At 71.1% G+C, this 21,270-nt stretch carries 17 protein-coding genes and 3 pseudogenes; 11 read left to right on the forward strand and 9 right to left on the reverse strand.

Annotated elements, in window-relative coordinates; genetic code table 11:
- Positions 1 to 47 precede the first annotated feature (47 nt).
- The 3 genes from ACFVYN_RS15395 to ACFVYN_RS15405 are packed head-to-tail and all read right to left on the reverse strand — an operon-like array spanning position 48 to position 2,912.
- Positions 48 to 1,445: an FAD-dependent oxidoreductase gene (locus ACFVYN_RS15395; RefSeq protein ID WP_389997955.1), complete on the reverse strand. Its 1,398-nt coding sequence runs from the start codon at positions 1,443 to 1,445 to the stop codon at positions 48 to 50.
- Positions 1,438 to 1,737 carry a (2Fe-2S)-binding protein gene (locus ACFVYN_RS15400; protein WP_389997958.1) on the reverse strand — a complete coding sequence of 100 codons (300 nt, stop codon included), beginning with the start codon at positions 1,735 to 1,737 and terminating at the stop codon, positions 1,438 to 1,440. Before ACFVYN_RS15400 ends, ACFVYN_RS15395 begins: the two co-directional genes overlap by 8 nt.
- Entirely contained in the window at positions 1,734 to 2,912 is a 1,179-nt protein-coding gene (locus ACFVYN_RS15405) for an NAD(P)/FAD-dependent oxidoreductase (protein ID WP_389997961.1), read from the reverse strand. Before ACFVYN_RS15405 ends, ACFVYN_RS15400 begins: the two co-directional genes overlap by 4 nt.
- Positions 2,913 to 4,275: 1,363 nt before the next feature.
- Between ACFVYN_RS15405 and ACFVYN_RS15410 the strand changes: the two genes are divergently transcribed.
- Positions 4,276 to 4,911, forward strand: coding sequence for a TetR/AcrR family transcriptional regulator (locus ACFVYN_RS15410; RefSeq protein WP_389997964.1), 636 nt, complete (start codon positions 4,276 to 4,278; stop codon positions 4,909 to 4,911).
- 10 nt (positions 4,912 to 4,921) lie between these two features.
- Here ACFVYN_RS15410 and ACFVYN_RS15415 read toward each other — a convergent pair.
- From ACFVYN_RS15415 to ACFVYN_RS15425, 3 genes and pseudogenes are all read right to left on the reverse strand, one after another.
- Positions 4,922 to 5,202 (reverse strand): annotated as a pseudogene (locus ACFVYN_RS15415) (transposase family protein); the annotation flags it as partial.
- A 219-nt stretch (positions 5,203 to 5,421) separates the two neighbouring features.
- The gene (locus tag ACFVYN_RS15420) at positions 5,422 to 5,652 is read right to left on the reverse strand and encodes a hypothetical protein (protein ID WP_389997967.1); all 231 of its coding nucleotides are present in this window, start codon (positions 5,650 to 5,652) and stop codon (positions 5,422 to 5,424) included.
- A 316-nt stretch (positions 5,653 to 5,968) separates the two neighbouring features.
- Positions 5,969 to 8,101, reverse strand: a complete 2,133-nt coding sequence (locus ACFVYN_RS15425; RefSeq protein ID WP_389997969.1) for an ABC transporter permease — start codon at positions 8,099 to 8,101, stop codon at positions 5,969 to 5,971.
- Positions 8,102 to 8,403: 302 nt separating this feature from the next.
- Here ACFVYN_RS15425 and ACFVYN_RS15430 point away from each other — a divergent pair, with 302 nt between their 5' ends.
- From ACFVYN_RS15430 to ACFVYN_RS15440, 3 genes and pseudogenes are all read left to right on the forward strand, one after another.
- On the forward strand, positions 8,404 to 8,883 hold the full coding sequence (locus ACFVYN_RS15430; RefSeq protein ID WP_389997972.1) for a MarR family winged helix-turn-helix transcriptional regulator: 480 nt from the start codon (positions 8,404 to 8,406) through the stop codon (positions 8,881 to 8,883).
- Between the two features lie 186 nt (positions 8,884 to 9,069).
- Positions 9,070 to 9,385 (forward strand): annotated as a pseudogene (locus ACFVYN_RS15435) (transposase); the annotation flags it as partial.
- Positions 9,378 to 10,075, forward strand: a pseudogene (locus tag ACFVYN_RS15440) (IS5 family transposase); the annotation flags it as partial. The pseudogenes ACFVYN_RS15435 and ACFVYN_RS15440, both read left to right, overlap by 8 nt.
- A 169-nt stretch (positions 10,076 to 10,244) precedes the next feature.
- Here ACFVYN_RS15440 and ACFVYN_RS15445 read toward each other — a convergent pair.
- Positions 10,245 to 11,078 (reverse strand): hypothetical protein, encoded by an 834-nt coding sequence (locus tag ACFVYN_RS15445; protein ID WP_389997975.1) that lies wholly within the window; start codon positions 11,076 to 11,078, stop codon positions 10,245 to 10,247.
- 330 nt (positions 11,079 to 11,408) lie between these two features.
- Here ACFVYN_RS15445 and rsgA point away from each other — a divergent pair, with 330 nt between their 5' ends.
- The 3 genes from rsgA (at position 11,409) to ACFVYN_RS15460 (ending at position 14,596) form a co-directional block, all read left to right on the forward strand.
- Positions 11,409 to 12,509 (forward strand): ribosome small subunit-dependent GTPase A, encoded by a 1,101-nt coding sequence (rsgA, locus tag ACFVYN_RS15450; protein WP_389997978.1) that lies wholly within the window; start codon positions 11,409 to 11,411, stop codon positions 12,507 to 12,509.
- 222 nt (positions 12,510 to 12,731) lie between these two features.
- On the forward strand, positions 12,732 to 14,111 hold the full coding sequence (locus tag ACFVYN_RS15455) for a DNA-3-methyladenine glycosylase 2 family protein (protein ID WP_389997981.1): 1,380 nt from the start codon (positions 12,732 to 12,734) through the stop codon (positions 14,109 to 14,111).
- A 2-nt stretch (positions 14,112 to 14,113) separates the two neighbouring features.
- Positions 14,114 to 14,596 carry a methylated-DNA--[protein]-cysteine S-methyltransferase gene (locus ACFVYN_RS15460; RefSeq protein ID WP_389997983.1) on the forward strand — a complete coding sequence of 161 codons (483 nt, stop codon included), beginning with the start codon at positions 14,114 to 14,116 and terminating at the stop codon, positions 14,594 to 14,596.
- Here the strand turns inward: ACFVYN_RS15460 and ACFVYN_RS15465 are convergent.
- Both ACFVYN_RS15465 and ACFVYN_RS15470 read right to left on the reverse strand, forming a co-directional pair.
- Positions 14,593 to 14,964 (reverse strand): PPOX class F420-dependent oxidoreductase, encoded by a 372-nt coding sequence (locus ACFVYN_RS15465; RefSeq protein WP_389997986.1) that lies wholly within the window; start codon positions 14,962 to 14,964, stop codon positions 14,593 to 14,595. The two genes, ACFVYN_RS15460 and ACFVYN_RS15465, sit on opposite strands and share 4 nt — an antisense overlap.
- 76 nt (positions 14,965 to 15,040) lie before the next feature.
- Complete coding sequence (locus tag ACFVYN_RS15470; RefSeq protein WP_389997989.1) at positions 15,041 to 15,526, reverse strand: DUF456 domain-containing protein; 486 nt, start codon at positions 15,524 to 15,526, stop codon at positions 15,041 to 15,043.
- A 942-nt stretch (positions 15,527 to 16,468) separates the two neighbouring features.
- On the opposite strand from ACFVYN_RS15470, the gene ACFVYN_RS15475 reads away from it, so the two are divergent.
- The 4 genes from ACFVYN_RS15475 to ACFVYN_RS15490 all read left to right on the forward strand — a co-directional run bounded on the left by ACFVYN_RS15475 (position 16,469) and on the right by ACFVYN_RS15490 (position 21,265).
- Positions 16,469 to 17,884 (forward strand): protein phosphatase 2C domain-containing protein, encoded by a 1,416-nt coding sequence (locus ACFVYN_RS15475; protein WP_389997991.1) that lies wholly within the window; start codon positions 16,469 to 16,471, stop codon positions 17,882 to 17,884.
- 54 nt (positions 17,885 to 17,938) lie between these two features.
- Positions 17,939 to 19,681 (forward strand): pyruvate dehydrogenase, encoded by a 1,743-nt coding sequence (locus ACFVYN_RS15480; protein ID WP_389997994.1) that lies wholly within the window; start codon positions 17,939 to 17,941, stop codon positions 19,679 to 19,681.
- 28 nt (positions 19,682 to 19,709) lie between these two features.
- Entirely contained in the window at positions 19,710 to 20,078 is a 369-nt protein-coding gene (locus ACFVYN_RS15485) for a bleomycin resistance protein (protein ID WP_389997996.1), read from the forward strand.
- Between the two features lie 83 nt (positions 20,079 to 20,161).
- Positions 20,162 to 21,265 carry an IS630 family transposase gene (locus ACFVYN_RS15490; RefSeq protein ID WP_389997999.1) on the forward strand — a complete coding sequence of 368 codons (1,104 nt, stop codon included), beginning with the start codon at positions 20,162 to 20,164 and terminating at the stop codon, positions 21,263 to 21,265.
- Positions 21,266 to 21,270: the final 5 nt, after the last annotated feature.

The raw sequence follows: 21,270 nt of genomic DNA on the forward strand, positions 1-21,270 counted from the left end.
CTCGATAGAGGGTGAGGGGATGACAACCCTCAATAGGGTGTGACATGTCACTGTTCCTCGGTCTCTCCGGCCCGTGCCAGCACGCCCAGCGGCACCGGACGCGCGAACGGTCTGCGGCCCGGCGTCTGCGCGCACCCGGCGACTCCGGCCACCCCGGGCCCGCACACCCGGCCCTGGCACCAGCCCATCCCGGCCCGCGTGAGCAGCTTCACGGTCCGCAGATCACCGGCCCCGAGCTCCCGGACCGCCTCCCGCACCGCACCGGCCGACACCTCTTCGCAACGGCACACCACCGTCTCGTCGGTGACCTGCTCGGCCCAGTGCGCGGGCGGCGCGTACACGGAGTCGACGGCGGCGAAGAAGGCCCGCAGCTTCTCGCGGGCACGTGCGGCGGCCGCCCACTCACCCGGATCCGGTGCCCGCCCGGCCAGCCGTGCCGCGATCGACCGGCCGGCGATGTGCCCCTCGGCGAGCGACAGGGCGGCGCCGCCGATGCCGGTGGTCTCGCCCGCCGCCCACACGCCCGGCACGTCGGTGCGCTGCTCGTCGTCGGCGTACACGTCCGTCCCGTCGACCCGGCAGCCCAGCGCGTCCGCGAGGTCGGTGTGCGGCAGCATGCCGTGGCCCACGGCGAGGGTGTCGCAGACGAACCGCCGTCGAGTGTCCGGGCGCACCCGCCCGTCCCGGTCGAGGGCGGCGATCGTGACCGCCTCCAGCCGCTCGGCGCCGTGCGCCTCCACGACGGTGTGGTGCAGGAGCGTCCGCACCCGGTGACGGAGCAAGCGGCCCGCGTATCCGGCCCCTTCGGCCAGCTTGTCCGGCCGGCCCGCCAGCGCCCGGGACCGCCGTACGAACGACGTCGGGTCGGCCGAGTCCACCAGCGCGGCGATCGTCGCGCCCGCCGCGGCGAGCCCGGTGGCGACGGGCAGCAGCAGTGGTCCGGTCCCGGCTACGACAGCGGTACGGCCGGGCAGCACGAGCCCGCCCTTGAGCATGGCCTGCGCCCCGCCCGCGGTGACGACACCGGGCAGGGTCCAGCCGGGGAAGGGCAGCACCTTCTCGTAGCCGCCGATGGCGAGGAGGACCGCGTCGGCGTGTACCTCGGCTGGTTCCTCCAGAGCGGGGCCGGTGAGCGCATGCACGGTGAGTCCGGCGGCACCCCGGCGCTCGACGAACCAGACGTGATGGTCCGTCAAGTGCCGTACGGTTCCTGCCCGCACGTGGGCATGGAGCCCGCCCCGCAGTCTCTCCCAGGTGCGCCACTGATGGTGCAGTGCCTGTGGGCGACGGGCGCCGAGCCCCGGCGCGGGCTGCCGGTAGAACTGCCCGCCCGCCTCCGCCGCCGAGTCGATCAGCGTGACGTGGACGCCACGGGCGGCCGCCGCGAGCGTGGCCGCGAGCCCGGCCGGGCCCGCGCCGATCACCGCCAGGTGCCGTTCACTCATGGTGGCCCGTCCCCTCCTGCGTGCGGATCGCGTCGCCCGGCCGCAGGGGTGCCAGGCAAGCCCGTTGGTTCGGGCGGTCGTTGACGGTCACCAGGCAGTCGAAGCAGACGCCGATGCCGCAGAAGATCCCGCGCGGGCGGCCCTCGCCCCGGGTGGTGCGCCAGGAGGTGATCCCCGCCGTCCACAGCGCGGCGGCGACGGTCTGGCCGGGCAGGGCCTCGATCTCCCGCCCGTCGAACGTGACGATGAAGGCGGAACCGGGCTCGGCGCCCACCAGTTCCAGCGGATTCACGAGGCCTCCTCGGAGCCGGGCGGAAAGGAGCGGGAGGCGGGGAAACGGTCGGGCCGGAAGGGGGCGAGATCCAGTTCGGGGGCGCTCCCGGCCAGCACCTGGGCGATCAACTGCCCGGTGCCGGTGGCCAGTCCGATGCCCGCGCCCTCGTGCCCGCACGCGTGGAACAGCCCGGGCACCCGCGGATCGGGGCCGATCGCGGGCAGGTGATCGGGCATGTACGGCCGGAAGCCGAGGTACGTCCGCATCGCGCGCACCCGCTCCAGGAAAGGGAACAACCGGGTCGCGCCCGCCGCCAGCGCCCGCAGCGCGGGAAGCGACAACGAGCGGTCGAAGCCCACCCGTTCACGGGTCGCGCCGATCAGGACGGGCCCCGCCGCCGTCCCCTCGACGACCGGCGAGGTCTGCAGAGCCGCCGAGTCGCTGGCCACGTCGGCCACGTAGTCGGCGGCGTACACCTTGTGGCGGACCAGGCGGGGGAGCGGCTCGGTGACGAGGACGAAACCGCGCCGGGGGAGCACGGGGAGGGCCACTCCCGCCAGCGCGGCCAGTTCACCGCCCCAGGTCCCGGCCGCGTTGACGACATGGGGCGCGTGGATGTCACCCCGGTCCGTCCGCACCCCGCCTACGGCACCGCCGGCACCGCGCAGCACCTCGGTCACCGTCGTACCGGTCAACAGGCGGGCACCCGAGGCCCGTACGAGATGGGCGGCGGCCAGCGTCGGCATGACCTGCGCGTCCTGGGGATAGAGCACACCGCCCGCGAGTCCCGTTGCCAAGTGGGGCTCCAGTTCCCGGAGTCGGTCCGCGTCCACCCCTACCGCCTCGACACCCGCCGCCCGTTGCCCGGTCGCGAACCGCTCCAGCGCCGCGAGGCCGTCGGGCGTGGACGCGACGACCACGCCGCCCTTGAGCTCGTACTCGATCGCCTCGCCGACCTCCTGCGCCAGCTCGGTCCACAACCGGCCGGACAGCAGGGCGAGTTCGAGCTCGGGACCCGGCTCCTTGTCGGAGACCAGGAGATTGCCCTCACCGGCGCCGGTCGTGCCGCCGGCCACCGGACCGCGGTCGACGACGATCACGTCGAAGCCCGCCCGGGCGGCGTACAGGGCGCAGGCCGCGCCCACCATCCCGGCACCGACGACCACGACATCGCAGGTCAGTCGCTTGCTCACGCCAGTACTATGTCACATGCCGCTGTTGTGGGGACACCCCAGAGTCGGAGAAACTCATCATGAGCGCGGCACCTCAAAATGAGGGCGTACGGGTGCGGAGGGGTCGCTGGCCAGGGCGTGGGAGCGGTGCCGTGGCAGGACCGCGACGTCGCCGGAGGCGACCGCGCGGCCACGATCGAGTACGGCCAACCGGGGACACTGCCCGTTGAGATTGGCCGGCTCCGCTCCGACCGGGTGATGCGTCGGCCGACACCGCCGCGGGCCTACGATCCCAAGGGTGGTCGACCGCCCAAGCACGACGGCGAGTTCGTCTTCGGTGACCCCACAAGTGCTCGTCGTACATCCGGTCGGACTCTCGGTCGGGAAGCGAGCCGGGTCTCGCTACGGCCGCTCACCCGCCGAAGCTCCCGCGCAGAAGCGGACAACCCGCCTCCTTCGAAGCAGCACGGGACTGATCGTTCTCGAAGACAGCGTCATCTCCTTGGCCTGCACCGGCCCAAATCGCGACGCCTGCCCTCGTTCCTCCCACCGAAGAGACTTTCACGGCCCTGTTCTCGTATAGCTACGGCGAACGGACATGTAGCCCTGGGTGAGGCTCCGGGCTGGACCGGGCGCGAGGAGCGGCGGTGCAGCGAATTACCGGCAGGTTGCCGAACTGGGAAGAGGAACTGGCACGTCGGCCCCCGTTGCTGCACGGCGGCCGACGTCGTCAATCGGGAGGCCGCCGACCCGCACGCCTACCCGCACTACCCGGCGAGCCACTACTACCCGCCCGAGCCCCGCCGCCCGAAGCGGCAGAAGCCGGACTACCGGCGCACCCCGACGGAGGCCGGCGACATTCAGCCTGGCACCTGGACGTCCCGAAGGGCGGCAGCCGACGTGCCAGGTCGGCTATTGGCCTACCCCCGAGGACAGCTGGGGTTGGGGTTGCCCCCGGTGGAGCGAGAACATGAGGGATCCACGGAGATCGCGCCTACGCGCTGGTCACCGGCGGAGGGGGACATGTGGGCCTGCGGCAGCAGCAGGGCTGCGAGGGCGCTGCCCGCGACGGCGACCATCACCGTGGTTGTTCGCGATCGGCTTATGACATTGGGCATGACTTACTCCCGTAAGTATCAGAGGTGGGGGTGATGTGAGACGCAACTCATCTCACTGACCAGCAGGTTCCGCTTCAAATTCGGTGAAGGGTCGCCTGAGCACCGACCCTTCACCGACCCTGCGCCGGGGCCATTCGCGCAGCCGCAGGATTCATCCAGTGCCAGGCTCGTGGCGACCTGCCGCCGTGCACGAGATTAGACCGCTCACTCGATCTTGCCAAGAATGAAAGATTGCCAACTTGGAAAAAATCTGTGAAGGTTCAGACATGAAGAGAGAGCCGAGCCTGCGTGAGCGAAAGAAGCTGGCGACACGTGCGGCGTTGAGCCGTGCGGCCTGGTCCCTGATGGTTGAGCGGGGGCTCGACGCGGCGACCCCGGAGGCGATCGCCGCAGAGGTGAACGTGTCGCCGCGCACGTTTCGCAACTACTTCGCGAGTCGCGAGGAGGCGATCCTCTACAGCCTGGCGCAGACGGGCCCTGGCCTTCTGGACGCCCTGCGCGCCAGGCCCGTCGAGGAACCGCCGTGGGATTCCCTCACCCAGGTGCTCCCGGCCTTCGCCGCGGCATTCGCCGACCAGCGGCACATCATCGGCTCGCTGCTGCGCGTGGTCGACGAGGATCCGTCGATGCGGGCGCAGCACCTGGTCACGTACGAACGTATCGACCGGCAGCTGGCGGAACTCATCGCCGAGCGCATCGGCGCCGAGGTCCGACGGGACTTGACCCCGCGCCTGCTGGCCGCCGCGGCGGCCGCCGTGCTGCAAACGTCCATCGAGATGTGGGCACGAGGCGACCGTGACCTCGCGCTGCCCGATCTTGTCCGCGAGGGCCTTGTGGAGGTGCGCGCCGGCCTTCCTGCCGGTGCCGCAGTGCGGGTCTCCTCACCGTCACCAGCTGGGTGACTGAGCGTTTTCAGCGTTGCCGCTCCAGGGTGAGGATGGCTTGGTGATTGACGTCATTCGATTCGGGCTGCAGCGGGCGCGACGGAAGATCCGCCAGGTCTTGAGCCGGGCGACGCCTCGCTCGACGGGGACTCGTGTCCGGGCGATTGCGCGGTTGACGGTCTTGTGGGTCTCGGTGAGTTCTTGGCGGGGCCGCCGTTTGACGGCGGTGGTCAGCCAGGGGCCGGCGCCCTGGTAGGCGAGGTCGGCCACGAGGGGGACGCCCTGGCGCTCGCAGATCCTGATGATCCGGGGGTGCGGGCCTCTGCTGGTCGAAGGCGCTGGAGGCCTCGACGCTGCTCGATCCCGTCCTGCTGGACGGCACGCCTCTGAAGGTGCCCCAAGCCATGTCGCGCGCCGACAAGGATGAGGTCGGCGCACGTGAACTCGGCATCTCCGTCCGCACCTACCGCTGGGCGGGTCGGGGAGCTGCTGAGACACCTCCAGGCCACCGCCCGCTTCCAAGTGGCCCTAAGTGACAAGGAGTTGGGCCTGATCTGAACTCCCAGCCCGCCCGCCGGGCCTGTCCTCGGCCAGGTCCCTCACCAGCCGCAGCGCACGCGGCTGGATCGAGGGCACCAACCGAGCGGCCCGGCGGGCGTGTTCGGTGCGCGAGCAGAGAAGGTTGCGGGCGAGGGCGTACCGGCCCCGGTCCGGGACCGGTACGAGTTCCTCGAAGAGCTTCACCTCGCCGGAGACCACGCGCCGGATCTCGTGATCGAGGTTCCCGTCCCGGTCGAGGGGCGGACCAGTGCGCCGGTGTCGTCCATCCGCCGGTACCAGTCCCTCATGTCCGCCGACACTGCTGCGCGGAACGACTCGTCGTGCCGGCCGGAGCGAGTTCACGCAACAGCCCGTGGGCGGTTCGCGCGTCGTCGAGCACGAGCAGGGGCAGACGGTGGGGGGCGGGAGCCGGTTCCTACGGGTGGCGACGTCCATCATCACGCGTGACCGTTGATCGACTCTGGCTTCGTGATCTCGCGCCGCACCGGCGGGCACCGTTGGGACGGTTGCCCGGTCAGGATCTCCGGCGCGTGGTCCGCCTGCCGCGCAGGGCGACGGTGCGCGGCGGCGGCTCGGGCGACGCCGGTCCGGTCGGGGCGAGGGTGAGCGCCTCGGCCGTCTGGTCGCCGCCGGGGCCGCCGTCCGCCGCGTCCGTGCCGCGCCCCCGGTCGCGGCGGGCGATCGCCCAGTCGATGGCCACGTGGAGCAGCAGGCACACGGCGCCCCAGAGGGCGATGGTCCCCAGGTGGCCGCCGACGCCGGTGTGGTCGAAGTACACGGTGGCGCGGACCACGTCGACCGCGGCGGGCAGGGGCAGGATGTCCTGCAGGTCGCGGAAGATCCCGGGGACCATGTAGATCGAGATGCCTCCGCCGGAGGCGGGGACCCCGGCCATCAGAGCGATCACCAGCACGGGAATGACGCCGGCGATGCCGAGGGTGCGTGTGAAGACTCCCGTGAACATCGAGATGCTGAAGATCGTCAGTGCTCCGAATCCGATCATCGACCAGGCATGACCGTTGATCGCTCCGATCAGGACGTCGAACAGGAACCACAGCCACACGGACATGCCGACCGCCCAGCCGGCCAGCATCGGCAGGAGCTGCCGAAGCCGTTTGATCTCCGGTGCGCCGCCGCGCATCACCGCCATGATCAGGAAGCCGGACATGATCCAGGACATGGCCGCGTACATGCTGTTGCTGCCGTTGGAGTCGGAGTCGTTCAGCGGCTTCACGTCGGTCAGTTCCAGCTGCGTGTGCCCGCTCGCCGCGATCTGCTGGAACATCCCCCGCAGCGCGCTGTGCTGGCTGGCGCCCGCGGCCGAGGAGGTGTAGAGCGTCGCCGCGCCGTCCTTCGAGGTGGGCAGGACGTACACACCGACGGTCTTGCCCTCGCGTATCTGGTCCGTCGCCTCACCGACGGAGGTGCTGGTGGTCAGGGCGAGCAGGTCGCCCAGACCGTTCTTGAGCCCGTCGGCCGCCTGCGTGGCCTGTTCCTGGGAAGCGCCGACGACCACGACAGGCATGTCCCGGATCTGCGGCTGGTGCATGGAGGCGCTCATCAGGCCGACCACGACGGTGAGGATGGTCAGCGGAAAGGCGGCCACCGCGAAGTACCGGACCCGCTTGGAGCGCACCGGCCCACCGGCCATCGCGGGCAGCGGGGCGTCCGGGGCGTCGGCCGTCGGGCCAGCGGCCCCCTTGCGGCGCTCCACCAGGAAGGCGAGCGCGAGGGCCGCGACGAGCCAGACGCCGAGCGTCAGCAGGTGCGGGCCGACTCCCCGGCCGCCGAAGTAGAAGATCGACCGCAACGCCTCACCCGCGGCAGGCATCGGCAGCACGTCGTGCAGGAAGCCGAAGAACCCGGGCATCGAGTGGATCGACATGGCGAGGTTGGACGAAGGCACCCCGAAGACGACCCACATGAGCATGCCGGGCAGCACCGCCAGCCCGCCGATGACCTTGACCAGCAGCAGCTGACCGAGGGCCACGGCACTCGTCGCGAGCAGGGCGACTCCGACGAATTCCAGATAGTGCCCGTCGATGGCGCCCACGACAGGCCCCAGGATCAGCCAGGTCAGCGTGCTGGTCACCACCGCCCAGCCGGCCAGCAGCGGCAGGAACCTGCGCAAGGCGAGCAGATGGGGCAGGGCCGCCGTCATCCCGCCCAGCGGGACGTACCCGACGAGCATCATCGCGATCGCGGCCAGCAGCATCACGATGCCCGCGCTGTCGCCGGCGGGCAGGGGTGCGACGTCCTCGGCCTTTGTCGTCCAGTCGTGGCCTGCCGCCACCGGGACGAGGAGTTGCTTCACCATTCCCGCCTGTGCGGCTCCGGCCCCCTGGGCCGTGTAGAGGTTCGCCTCGGTGGCGCCGTCCGCGGGAATCTGCAGGACGCCGGCGACCTCACGGTCCTTCAGCAGCTCGAGCGCCTTAGAGCGGTCGGCGACCAGCCGGGCGTCGAGGGCGCCGTCCTGGACGGACGCCAGCTCACCGACGACGGCCTCGGCCACGGCCCCCGAACCGACGACGGCGACCGGCATGTCGCGGGTCTTGGGCGAGTGCATCGTGCCCATGTACGTCGCGTACATCATCGTGACCATGAGGAAAGGAATGACGAAAAGGAAGACGTTTTCGACGATCTTCATCTTCCTGTCCACTTCAGGCGAACCCGGCTCGGGTGAACCCGGCTCGCGCCCGCTCGCCTCGCGAACGGGGGTCGGTGCATTCATGACGTGCTCCAGGTCGATGTCGAGGGGCGAGACTCAGACAGCCCTCTCGCGGTGCACCATACACATAGAGTGCATCATGCACAATGAACGCATGATGCACTCGCTGTGCATGAAGCACCCCTCACGTATCATGCACAGACGCCCGCGCCCCGGTGAGCGGCGCGGAGGCCCGCCCCGGCCACCGGCTCACCCGGCGACAGAAGACAAAGGAGGCGCCAGTGGACGCGCAGCAGGCAGGACAGCGGATCGAACGGGAGCTGCTCATCCTGATCCGGCACATGAACATGACCGCGCCGCGCGGGCCCCGCAAACAGGCCGCACTCGACCGCAGCGCCTACGTCCTTCTCACCCGGATCGAGGCGGAGGGGCGCCCGATGTCGATTCCCGACCTGGTCGAGGCGTTCGGTCTCGCGCCCTCCACCCTCAACCGCCAGACCGCCGCCCTCCTCAGGAACGGCCTGGTCGAGCGCACCATCGACCCGAGCGGGAGCACCACACACAAGTTCCGCATCACCGACGAAGGACTCAGCCGCCTGGTGGCCGAACGTGACACCTCCGCATCCGGCCTGGCCGAGGTCTTCAGGGACTGGACACCGGAGCGCCTGGCACGCTTCACCGACGATCTGGAGCAGTTCAACACCGACGTCGAGCGGCTGACCGGACGACCCTGGCCCCGTACCGGCCACACGACCACCTGACCCTCTTCCGGCCCGGGCGCCAACACGGGCACGAGCCTCGGCCCCTCCCTCGATCCACTCACCGAGACGCGGAACCGGCGACGGTGTCCTGCCCCGATCGGCGACCACCACCGTTTCGAGCACAGAGATCGTCTCAACTGGCTTGATCACTAGGCTAGTAGCCGTGATGGCGATGGTGGAGCGTGTCTGGTGCCGGACGGGTTGGGGGAGTTGATTCAGCGGGTGGTGCCAGCCGCTCCGGTGCGGCCTCAGGGTGGGGGCCGACGTCGGTATGGGGGACCGGCAGGTGTTGGCGGCCATCGTGTTCGTGGCCACGACGGGATGCACGTGGCGTCAACCACCGTCGGGCTTCGGCCCGTCCGGGGCGACCGCGCACCGGCGGTTCGCGGAGTGGAGCCGGGCCCGGGTGTGGGGCAAGCTTCACCGCCTGGTGCTGGATGAGCTCGGCGCCCGCGGCGGGTTGGACTGGTCGCGGTGCGCCATCGACTCGGTGAACATGCGACGCGGCGATCATCTACGTGCTGGTGAGCGGCTGTGCCTGGCGGGCTTTGCCGCCGTGCTTCGGCATATCGAAGTCGACGGCCCACCGCCGGTTTCTGATCTGGTCGCGGGCAGGGGTGTGGGGCCGACTGCACGAGGCGGTCCTGCACCGGCTCGACGACGCCGGCTTCATCGATGTCTCCCGCGTCGTCCTCGACTCAGCCCACGTAAGGGCTAAAAAGGGGGCGAACACACAGGCCCGAGCCCCGTGGACCGGGGCAAGCCGGGTTCCAAGATGCACATCCTGTCGGACGCGAACGGGCTGCCCCTGGTCGTCGGCGTCTCCGCCGCCAACGTCCACGACAGCGAAGGCCTGAAACCCATGGTTGAGGGTCACCAAACGAGACACGACCCCCACAACGGCCGCTACTTCAAGCCCCGACGACTACACGCCGACAAGGCCTACGACATTCCCCAGCTGCGGAAATGGTTACGCGGCAAGCGCATCGGCGTCCGCATCGCCCGCAAGGGCATCGAGTCCAGCGAACGGCTAGGACGCCGACGGTGGGTGATCGAGCGGACGATCTCGTGGCTGTCCGGCTACCGCAGACTCAGCCCTCGCCACGAACGCAATCCCCGCAACTACCTGGCCTTTCCCGGCCTTGCCGCAGCCATCTGCTGCTACAAGCGGTTCGCCCGCCTCACCACATAGGACACCGTCTCAAAGCTCACTATCAGGCGTCTCTATAAGCGCAGGTCAGCGCCACTCTCATTTCCAATGACCCAAACTCGCACTACTACGACATCCGTCAAACTGATAGTGCGCAGGTCAGAGGCCTTGTCAACTCTCGTTTTCAGGGGCCGCTCTCATACGCGGGCCGTCAGTCGATCTCGTCCGGGTCGGCGGACGGGGTCCGGCCCGCCCGGACATCCTCAAGACGTGCCGCGCCCAGCTTCGCCGCCTGCTCGGTGCTGTCGTGGTCGGCCCCGTCGAGGCCGCCGTTGGTGATGCTGATCGCGTCCGTGCCGACCCGCAGGGCCGCGACATCGAGGGTCAGGGTGGCGGACGTGCCGCCCGAGCTGCCCTGGACCGTGACCCGCAGTCCCTGACGGGCGTCGCCCTCCTTGGGCAGGGAGGTCGAGACCACCTGGACCGTGCGCTGCCCGCCCGAACTGTCCTTCGCCGTGAACTGGTCGCACTTGACCGGCAGACTCTTCAGCCAGGCGAAGGACGTGTCCAGGCCCGCCTTGTCATAGGCGGCCACCTGGTACAGCAGCCGGGACGCGCCCTCCTCGAAGCCGGTGAGCGCGGACGCCCCGGACGGCTTGCCCAGGAGGTCGTCGCTGTAGAGCCGGTCGAGGAGCTTCTGGCAGTCCGCGGCGTTCGTCTTGGCGGTGAGGAAGTCGGCGACGTCGACCTTGCCGACCAGCAGGCTGTCGCGCCAGGCGGCCGCGTTCTTGACCTGGTTCCAGTCGTCCTCCAGATCCGCCTCGGTGACCAGCGCGGCCCGCGCCCCGGCCGGGGTGAGAGGGGCCGGGGACGCCTGCGCGAGGGGCGAGGAGGAGATCCGCGTGGTGTCCGCGGTGCTGTCCGCGCGGTCCGGCCCGCTGTCGTCACCGTCCGAACACGCGGCGGTCGTCAACAGGACTCCGGCGGCCAGAGCCGGGGCGAGGACGCGCAGGGGACGGGGCGGGCGGGGCGGACGGTGGCTCATCACGAGGTCTCCTGGAGATGGGGGTCGGTTCCCATGCCACAGCCGCTGCTCCCGGACGACCAGCGCACCGGGCTGTTCGAGTGAGGACGGCGCTCGCATCGGGGTCGTCGGAAAAGCGGTGGCGCCCCCGACGCGGGCGCCTCTAAGGTGAGAGCGCTTCGCACGGCGGCTCACGGCTGCCGTGCCCCACGAGCGAGGAACGAGGGAGGTGTCGACCGATGGCTGTCTTTGCGACGAGCGCTGCCCGCATCCAGATCATCAAGTCCACCTCCGTGGCCGTCGGCTGACACCAACTCCTCGTGCCGGGGCCACCCTTGTGAAGGGTCTCCCTTGACTTCCAGCTCCACCTCTCACGCTTTCTCCGCTCTCGCCCCCTACGGCTGGGACGAGGCATGGGCGGACCTGTTCGCCCCCTACGAGCCCGAGGGGCTCCTGCCCGGACGTGTGGTCCGGGTCGACCGCGGGCAGTGCGACCTCGTCACCGCCGACGGGATGGTGCGGGCGGACACCGCCTTCGTCACCCCGCCCGACCCGATGCGGGTCCTGTGCACCGGTGACTGGGCCGTCGTCGAGCCCGCGGGCAACCCGCGTTACGTACGGACGTATCTGCCGCGCCGTACCGCCTTCGTGCGCTCCACCTCCTCCAAGCGGTCCGAGGCGCAGATCCTCGCGGCCAACGTCGACCACGCGATCGTCGCCGTGTCGCTCGCCGTCGAACTCGACCTCGGCCGCATCGAGCGCTTCCTCGCCCTGGCCTGGGAGTCCGGCGCCCAGCCGGTGGTCGTGCTCACCAAGGCCGACCTCGTGCCGGAGGCGGCGACGCTCGCGCATCTCGTGCAGGACGTCGAGACGGCGGCGCCGGGCGTTCCGGTACTGACCGTCAGCGCGCTGGACGGGGACGGGCTCGACGTACTCGTCGCGGTCGTCTCCGGCGGTACGACCGTGCTGCTCGGGCAGTCCGGCGCGGGAAAGTCGACGCTGGCGAACGTCCTCGTCGGCGAGGACGTGATGGACGTACAGGCCGCGCGGGACGCGGACGGGAAGGGGCGCCACACGACCACGACCCGCAACCTCCTCGCCCTGCCCGGCGGGGGAGTACTGATCGACACGCCCGGCCTCAGGGGTGTCGGCCTGTGGGACGCCGAGACCGGTGTCGGACAGGTCTTCGCCGAGATCGAGGCACTGGCCGGGCAGTGCCGCTTCCACGACTGCGCGCACGAGAGCGAGCCGGGGTGTGCGGTGCTGGCCGCGATCGACTCCGGTGAGCTGCCGGAGCGGCGGCTGGAGAGCTACCGGAAGCTGATCCGGGAGAACCAGCGGATCGTCGCGAAGACGGACGCGCGGCTGCGTGCCGAGATCCGGAAGGACTGGAAGAAGAGGGGAGCGGAGGGGAAGGCGGCGATGGAGGCGAAGCGCGGGTCCTGGCGTTAAGGGGTAGTCGTTCGGCCGCGGGTCGGTGGGGGCTGGTCGCGCAGTTCCCCGCGCCCCTAGGTGGGTACAGCTGGGCAGCGTCCAACCGCACGGTCGGTGGGGAATTGCGCGACCAGCCACGACGGACCCCCACCCGCCCACGGACCTGACGCGGCCCCCCCCATCACCGTGTCCGATTTCCGCCAGCGGCATCCTCGCCCAGGGCGGAAACTGGAACACGTGATGGACGAAGACACCAGGTACGAAGCCGTGCGCAGCCGGGACGCCCGGTTCGACGGGGAGTTCTTCTTCGCCGTCGAGACGACCGGCATCTACTGCCGGCCCAGCTGTCCCGCGGTGACCCCGAAGCGTCACAACGTCCGCTTCTACGCCACGGCCGCCGCCGCGCAGGGCTCCGGATTCCGGGCCTGCCGGCGGTGCCGCCCGGACGCTGTCCCCGGCTCCGCCGACTGGAACGTCCGCGCGGACGTGGTGGGCCGGGCGATGCGCCTGATCGGCGACGGAGTCGTCGACCGGGAGGGCGTCGCCGGGCTCGCCGACCGCCTCGGCTACAGCGCACGCCAGGTCCAGCGCCAGCTCACCGCCGAACTCGGTGCGGGACCCGTCGCCCTCGCCCGCGCCCAGCGCGCCCACACCGCGCGCGTCCTGCTCCAGACCACCGGCCTGCCGGTCACGGAGATCGCGTTCGCCTCGGGCTTCGCCAGCGTGCGGCAGTTCAACGACACGGTCCGCGAGATCTACGCCTCCACCCCCAGCGCACTGCGTGCCGCCGCCCGGACCACCCGCCGCACGGCCACCCCGACAGCGAGCATTCCCCTACGCCTGGCCCACCGCGGCCCCTACCAGTCCGGCGCCGTCCTCGACCTGCTGGAGAGCGAGGCCGTACCTGGCGTCGAAGAGGTGAGCGGGGCACCCGGGCGGCGCACCTACCGCCGTACCCTCCGCCTCCCGCACGGCACCGGCATAGTCGCCGTCCACGAACGGCCCGGCACGACCAGGACCCCCCCCGGCGCCCACCCCGGCGGCTGGCTCGACGCCCAGCTGCACCTCACCGACCCGCGTGACCTGACCACCGCCGTCGGACGGCTGCGGCGCCTCTTCGACCTCGACGCCGATCCCTACGCCGTCGACGAGCGGCTCGGCGCGGACACCCGGCTCGCCCCCCTGGTCGCCGCCCGCCCCGGACTCCGGTCGCCCGGCGCCGCCGACCCCGAGGAGTTCGCCGTACGGGCACTGGTGGGCCGTAGCGAATCCGAACGGCTGGTCCAGCGGTACGGCAAAACCCTGGACGCGCCCTGCGGCAGCCTCACCCACCTCTTCCCCGAGCCCGCGGCCCTCTCCGAGGCGGCCGGCCCCCTGGGCATGCTCGCCACCGCGCTCGCCGACGGCGCCGTACGACTCGATCCGGGCGCCGACCGCGACGAGACGCAGCACACGCTGCTCGCCCTGCCCGGCCTGGACGCCCGTACCGTCGCCGTCATCCGCAGCCGCGCCCTCGGTGACCCCGATGTCGCCCCACCGGGCCTCGACGCCCCCGACACCTGGCGCCCCTGGCGCTCCTACGCCTGGCAACACCTGCGGCTCGCAGGAGAGTTGGAGTAATCATGGCCATCCGCTGGACCCGTCTCGACAGCCCCGTCGGCACCCTGCTCCTGACCGCCGACGAGAGCGGCGCGCTGACCTCGCTGTCCGTTCCGGAGCAGAAGAAGGGCCGTACCGTCCAGGAGGGCTGGGTCCACGACCCCGGCCCCTTCCGGGCTGCCGAGGAGCAGCTCGCCGCCTACTTCGCCGGTGAACTCAAGGAGTTCCAGCTGGAGTTGCGGCCCGAGGGCACCGAGTTCCGGACTCGCGTCTGGGACGCCCTCGACGACGTTCCGTACGGCGCGACCACGACGTACGGCGAGATCGCCGCCCGTGTCGGTGCCTCGCGTGTCGCCGTGCGGGCCGTGGGCGGCGCGATCGGCGCGAACCCGCTGCTGATCCTCCGCCCGTGCCACCGGGTGATCGGCGCGAACGGCCTGCTCACCGGGTACGCGGGCGGCCTGGAGCGCAAGACGGCCCTGCTCACCCTCGAAGGCGCCCTCTAGGACTCCTCCAGCCCCCAGCTGTGGATGCGGCGCGGATGGATGCGGATCAGCTCTTCACTGAAGTGCGGGCCCAGGTCGTGCGGGCCGGTGAGGAGTTCCGCCTCCCCGCGGATGTCGATGCCACGCACCGTCCACGGCTTCAGGCTGACGATGTCGTCGACGACCAGCGCGACCTTCGGGTTCTTCTGGAGGTTGCGCCACTTCTTGGTGCGGCCCATCGCGTAGCCGCCGATCAGGATGGTGCCGTCGTCCTGCGGGAAGAAGCCGACCGGGTTCGCCTGCGGCTGCCCCTGCGGGTCGACGGTGGCGAGCCGCCCCAGCCGCTGGGACTTCAGGTACGCGCGCTCGGCCTCGCTGAATGCGGTCATGCCAGCCAGCCAAACACGCGCGGGCGGCCCGCACATCGGAATCCCGTCCCAGGCTGTCTGGGGCTGCGGTCCTAAGTCAGCTGCCCCACAGCAGTGCCCCCAGCCACGCGCCCATGATCAGCAGACAGGTGAACAGTTCCGCCAGCACGCTGGAGCCGCCCGAGCGCATCGCCGTGCGCAGGGCGGCCCTCGCCTCCCCGTGGCGGCCGAGGCGGAGGCGTTCCGAGACGTAGATGCCGCCCATGAACCCGGGGATCGCGCCGAGCACGGGGATCAGGAAGAAGCCGAGCAACGCGCCCACCCCCGCGTACACCCCCATGCGCGGGGTGGCCCCGCTCTCCCGCACTCGGCGCGACGGCAGCGCCCAGCGCACCACCTGGGAGACGAACAGGGCGACTGTTGCCCCCACCAGGACGCCCCACGCGACCGGCTGCGGATCCTTCAGCGCCCACCACAGGACCGCGGCCCACACGAGCCACGACCCCGGCACCCCGGGCAACAGAACCCCGACCAGGCCGAACAGCATGACCAGGCCGACCAGCAGGAGGTCCCACACTCCCATTCGTCCAGGGTGCAGGAGAGCAGCCGCAAGCGCAGGTCAGCGATGTTCGCCCGGGCCGCCCACCGGGGCGGGTGACTCCGGCGACCTCCTCGGCGACACGAGTTCGACAACTCACTCGACACGCCGTTCGACGCGCGTGGTGGCGCCTGATTTTCGGGATGCCCCGTTTTCATACGGCCCACACGGTGGACAATTACGGGCATGAGCCAGCAGGGGGGAACGCCCACCGGTCACGAGGACGACTGGTGGAGGCAGCTGTACGACTCCACCGACGACACGGGCCCCACACCGGCCCCCGACACCCTGGACGACCGCTTCGCCTCCGCGGCGGGGACGGTACGGGACGGTTCGGGGGGCCCGGCGAGTGCGGCCGACGAGGTCGGTGACGAGGTCGCCGGGTCCGGTACCGGGGTCCCCGCGCCGCGCACGGGCTTCTCCGACGCGACGGCTCCCTCACCCGGCCGGCACGGAGCCCCCTGGGATCCGCCGCCCCCCGACGCGCCCGCGCCCTTCCCACCCGGGCCCGAGCGCGCCCCCGGCGACCAGGGCGGACGTGCGTCCACGGAGACACCTCCGGCCACCACGGTTCCGCCCTCACGCACCCCGACCGAACTCCCCAGCCCCCCGACCGCGGCGCCCCCACCCCCCTCCACCCCACCTCGCCCCGCGGGCCCACCTCCATCACGGCGGGATGCGGGCGACTCGGGTGGGGGCGGTTTCGGCGGACCGGCTCCGCAAGGTGGTCCCGGTGTGGGGCGGGCGCATGATGCCGACCGGACTGTCTCGCCCGGTGCCGGCGACTCGGGAGGGCTGGTGTCGCGAGACGGCCCCGCTGCCGGTCCGGCGCAAGAGGCTGTCGGCCGGGCCGGCTCACCCGACCGTAGCGATTACCGCGAGCCCGGCTTCCGCGGTGGCGGTCCGGGTGCGGGCGGCCCGGATGGTGTGGGCTCGCGTGACGGCGCCTCCCGGGAGGACTCCGTCCCCGGTGCCACGGACGCCGCCGAGCGCACCGAAGACGTGCCGACTTCCGGCCCGCCCGAGCGGCTTCCACGGCCCTCGGAGCGAGGCGGAGCCGGCGCACGGCACGGCGGAGGAGACTGGTGGGCTGCTCCCCCCGGGCCGGATCCCGGCCCCGATACCGACCCCGGCGCCGCCCAGGAGGCCCCCGCAGTCATTCCACCTCGCAACAGCCCTCGCTCTACCCAGCCCAACCCCGCGCCCTCCGCCCCCGGCCAGGACCAACCCGCCCCCGCGCCGCAGTCATCCCGCACCGGCCCCGGCTCCACGCAGGCCAACCCCGCGCCCGAGTCCTCCGCGCCCGGCCAGGACCCACCCACCCCCGCCCCGCAGGCCCCCCGCACCACCACCCACCTGGACCTCCCCTCCCTTCCTCCCGCCCCCGTCGGCTTCGTCGGGTCCGGGCCGCCGACCTACGACGCCGAACCCACCGCCCTCCCGCCCGCCGACCCCGACGAACTCGACGACCTGGTGGCCGACACCGTGCTCGACGGGGCCAGGTACGGGGCCTGCACGCTGCGGGCGGTGTCCGTGCGCGGGGACTCGGCCAGGTTCCGGGGCGAGCCCCGCCGGGACTCCCTGCTCACCGCCCGCTTCGGCACCGGCGACCAGGCGTTGATCCTCGTCGCCATGGCGACCGGCGCCCGCGCCACCCCCGGTGCCCACCGCGCCGCCGCCGAGGCGTGTCACTGGATCGGGCGGGCCATAGGGCGCAGTCATGCCCGGCTCGCGCAGGACATCGGCGCCGCCCGCCGCGGAGACCTGAAGTCAGGGCTGCAGCGGCTCACCGACCGCAGTCTCGGCAAGCTCCGCGCCAGCGCCGTGGAGCAGGGCATCGACCCGGAGGAGTACGCCGCCACCCTGCGCTGTCTGCTCCTGCCCGCCGACCCCCACTGCCGTATCCGCGTCTTCTTCGGCGTCGGCGCGGGCGGCCTGTTCCGTCTCCGCGACGGCCAGTGGCACGACATCGAACCCCGGATCACCGACGTCACCGGCGAACCGGTCGTCGGCTTCGGCTCGCTGCCCCCCGAGACCCCCGACGGCGACCGCCTCACCATGGACCTCGGCATCCCCACACCCCCGAGCCCCTACGAACCCGCCCCCGAGCCGCCCCGCGAAGCCTTCCGCTTCCGCGCCTCCGTCGCCCGCCCGGGTGACACCCTCCTGATGTGCACCGGCGGCCTCGCCGACGCCCTGCGCGGCGAGCCCGAACTGTGCGCGTACCTCACGGGACGGTGGTCAGGACCCCCGCCAGGCCTCGCCGAGTTCCTCGCCGACTCCCAAGTCAGGGTCAAGGGATATGCCGACGACCGTACAGCCGCCGCGGTTTGGGAGGCGTGATCGCGGCCATTGCGGATTGATGGACCCAAGGAGACCGAAGGGGTGCATGGATCCATGGCCAAACAGAACGTCGCCGAACAGTTCGTGGACATCCTCGTCAAGGCGGGGGTGAAGCGCCTCTACGGCGTCGTCGGCGACAGCCTCAACCCCGTCGTGGACGCCGTGCGCCGCAACTCCGCCATCGACTGGGTGCACGTACGGCACGAGGAGACCGCCGCCTTCGCCGCCGGCGCCGAGGCACAGATCACCGGGAAGCTGGCCGCGTGTGCCGGCTCCTGCGGCCCCGGCAACCTGCACCTCATCAACGGCCTCTACGACGCCCACCGCTCCATGGCCCCGGTCCTCGCCCTCGCCTCGCACATCCCCTCCAGCGAGATCGGCCTCGGCTTCTTCCAGGAGACCCATCCCGACCGCCTCTTCCAGGAGTGCAGTCACTACAGCGAGATGATCTCCAGCCCCCAGCAGATGCCGAGGCTGCTGCAGACCGCCATCCAGAACGCCGTCGGCCGCTCCGGCGTCAGCGTCGTCACCCTCCCCGGCGACATCGCCGACCAGCCCGCCCCCGACAAGGCCGCCGAGACCGCCCTCGTCACCTCCCGGCCCAGCGTCCGCCCCGGCGACGCCGAGATCGACAAGCTCGTCGAGATGATTGACCAGGCCGACAAAGTCACCTTGTTCTGCGGCAGCGGCACGGCGGGCGCGCACGCCGAGGTCATGGAGTTCGCGGAGAAGGTCAAGTCCCCGGTGGGGCACGCCCTCAGGGGCAAGGAGTGGATCCAGTACGACAACCCCTTCGACGTCGGCATGAGCGGCCTGCTCGGCTACGGCGCCGCCTACGAGGCGACCCACGAGTGCGACCTGCTGATCCTGCTCGGCACCGACTTCCCGTACAACGCCTTCCTCCCCGACGACGTCAAGATCGCCCAGGTCGACGTGCGCCCCGAGCACCTGGGCCGCCGCTCCAAGCTCGACCTCGCCGTGTGGGGCGATGTGAAGGAGACCCTGCGGTGCCTCACGCCGCGGGTGAAGGAGAAGACGAACCGGCGCTTCCTCGACAAGATGCTCAAGAAGCACGCCGACGCGCTCGAAGGGGTCGTCAAGGCGTACACCCGCAAGGTCGACAAGCACGTCCCGATCCACCCCGAGTACGTGGCCTCCGTACTGGACGAACTCGCCGACGACGACGCGGTGTTCACCGTCGACACCGGCATGTGCAATGTGTGGGCCGCCCGCTACATCTCCCCCAACGGCCGTCGCCGCGTGATCGGTTCGTTCTCGCACGGGTCCATGGCGAACGCGTTGCCCATGGCGATCGGGGCGCAGTTCACCGACCGGAAGCGACAGGTCGTGTCGATGTCCGGGGACGGCGGGTTCTCCATGCTGATGGGCGACTTCCTGACCCTCGTGCAGTACGACCTCCCCGTGAAGGTCGTCCTCTTCAACAACTCCTCGCTCGGCATGGTCGAGTTGGAGATGCTGGTCGCCGGGCTCCCCTCCCACGGCACCACCAACAAGAACCCCGACTTCGCCGCCGTGGCCCGTGCCTGCGGTGCCCACGGGGTGCGCGTCGAGAATCCCAAGGACCTCGCGGGGGCGCTGAAGTCGGCGTTCAAGCACAAGGGCCCGGCCCTCGTCGACATCGTCACCGACCCCAACGCCCTCTCCATCCCGCCGAAGATCAGCAAGGAGATGGTCACCGGCTTCGCCCTGTCCGCCTCGAAGATCGTCCTCGACGGCGGAGTCGGCCGCATGCTCCAGATGGCCCGCTCCAACCTCCGTAACGTGCCCCGCCCCTGAGGAACCCCGGGGCTGCGAGACTGGCCGCATGCCAGACATCGCCTTCACCGACGTCGCGCCCGTCGTCCCGGTCCGGAACCTCGCCGTAGCCCTGGAGCGGTACCGCCGGCTGGGCTTCACCGCGCGTGCCTACGACGGACCGGAGCGGTACGGGTACGTCGAGCGGGGGTCGGTCTCGATGCACCTCAGCGAGTGGTCCGAGCACGACGCGCTGCGCACCGGAGCCGTCGTCTACCTGTACGTGAGCGACGCCGACGCCGTCCATGCCGAGTGGACGGCGTCCGGCGTCGAGGGCCGCTTCGTCGAACCGGCCGACACGCCTTACGGGCTACGGGAGTTCGCCTACGTGGACCCCGACGGCACGGCCCACCGGGTGGGGTCCGCGCTCGGCTCCTAGTGCTGTGACCACGTAGGTTCGCCGGGTTGGCGGTCGCGACAGTTGGATGTGCGGTGACGTCCATTCGACCGGTGGAGGCGTTGATGGCTGAGCCTGTCCGTGTACGCAGACTGACCGACCAGGAGGGGCAGAAGCTGCAGCAGATCGTGCGCCGGGGTAGCACGAGTTCGGTGCGCTACCGGCGCGCGATGATGCTGGTGGCCTCGGCGGGCGGGAACCGGGTGCCGGTGATTGCCCAGCTGGTCCAGGCAGACGAGGACACCGTGCGCGATGTGATCCACCGGTTCAACGAGATCGGCCTGGCCTGCCTGGACCCTCAGTGGGCGGGAGGCCGTCCCTGCCTGCTCAGCCCTGACGACGAGGACTTCGTCATCCGGACGGCCACCACTCGCCCTACCAGGCTCGGCCAGCCCTTCACTCGCTGGTCGATCCGCAAACTCGCTTACCTGCGGAAAGTGCACGGACGCGTCATCCGCGTCGGCCGTGAAGCCTTACGGTGCCTGCTCCTGCGCCGCGGCATCACCTTCCAGCGCACCAAGACCTGGAAGGAATCGCCCGATCCTGATCGCAACGCCAAGCTCAACCGCATTGAGCAGGTGCTGGACCGATTCCCCGACCGAGTCTTCGCCTTCGACGAGTTCGGGCCCTTGGGGATCCGGCCCACCGCGGGCTCCTGCTGGGCGAAGCAGGGCAAGCCCAACCGGCTGCCGGCGACCTACCGCCGCACCCACGGCGTCACCTACTTCCACGGCTGCTACTCCGTCGGGGACGACCGTCTGTGGGGCGTCAACCGCCGTCGCAAAGGCACCGCCAACACCTTGGCGGCGCTGAAGTCGATCCGCGCCGCCCGACCCGACGGCGCCCCGATCTACATCATCCTGGACAACCTCTCCGCCCACACTGGCGCGGACATCCGCCGCTGGGCGAAGAAGCACAAGGTCGAGCTGTGCTTCACCCCGACCTACGCCTCCTGGGCCAACCCCATCGAGGCCTACTTCGGCCCGCTGCGGCAGTTCACCCTGGCCAACCCACACCATCGTAGCCACCCCGCGCAGACCCAGGCACTGCACCGCTACCTGCGCTGGCGCAACGCCAACGTCCTCGCCGCCCAACGCAAAGAACGCGCCCGCGTCCGCAGCGAGAAGGGCATCCGCTGGGGCGGACGCCCTCTGCCCAACGCGGCCTGACCAGG

Source organism: Streptomyces sp. NPDC058307, from assembly GCF_042880295.1.
In the GTDB taxonomy this organism is placed as follows: Bacteria; Actinomycetota; Actinomycetes; order Streptomycetales; family Streptomycetaceae; genus Streptomyces.

Excerpts from the sequence above, each read along its gene's own strand:
- ACFVYN_RS15395 (WP_389997955.1), bottom strand. The coding sequence starts at position 1,445 with ATGAGTGAACGGCACCTGGCGGTGATCGGCGCGGGCCCGGCCGGGCTC.
- ACFVYN_RS15410 (WP_389997964.1), top strand. The coding sequence starts at position 4,276 with ATGAAGAGAGAGCCGAGCCTGCGTGAGCGAAAGAAGCTGGCGACACGT.
- ACFVYN_RS15425 (WP_389997969.1), bottom strand. The coding sequence starts at position 8,101 with ATGAAGATCGTCGAAAACGTCTTCCTTTTCGTCATTCCTTTCCTCATG.
- ACFVYN_RS15445 (WP_389997975.1), bottom strand. The coding sequence starts at position 11,078 with ATGAGCCACCGTCCGCCCCGCCCGCCCCGTCCCCTGCGCGTCCTCGCC.
- ACFVYN_RS15455 (WP_389997981.1), top strand. The coding sequence starts at position 12,732 with ATGGACGAAGACACCAGGTACGAAGCCGTGCGCAGCCGGGACGCCCGG.
- ACFVYN_RS15460 (WP_389997983.1), top strand. The coding sequence starts at position 14,114 with ATGGCCATCCGCTGGACCCGTCTCGACAGCCCCGTCGGCACCCTGCTC.
- ACFVYN_RS15465 (WP_389997986.1), bottom strand. The coding sequence starts at position 14,964 with ATGACCGCATTCAGCGAGGCCGAGCGCGCGTACCTGAAGTCCCAGCGG.
- ACFVYN_RS15470 (WP_389997989.1), bottom strand. The coding sequence starts at position 15,526 with ATGGGAGTGTGGGACCTCCTGCTGGTCGGCCTGGTCATGCTGTTCGGC.
- ACFVYN_RS15480 (WP_389997994.1), top strand. The coding sequence starts at position 17,939 with ATGGCCAAACAGAACGTCGCCGAACAGTTCGTGGACATCCTCGTCAAG.
- ACFVYN_RS15485 (WP_389997996.1), top strand. The coding sequence starts at position 19,710 with ATGCCAGACATCGCCTTCACCGACGTCGCGCCCGTCGTCCCGGTCCGG.
- ACFVYN_RS15490 (WP_389997999.1), top strand. The coding sequence starts at position 20,162 with ATGGCTGAGCCTGTCCGTGTACGCAGACTGACCGACCAGGAGGGGCAG.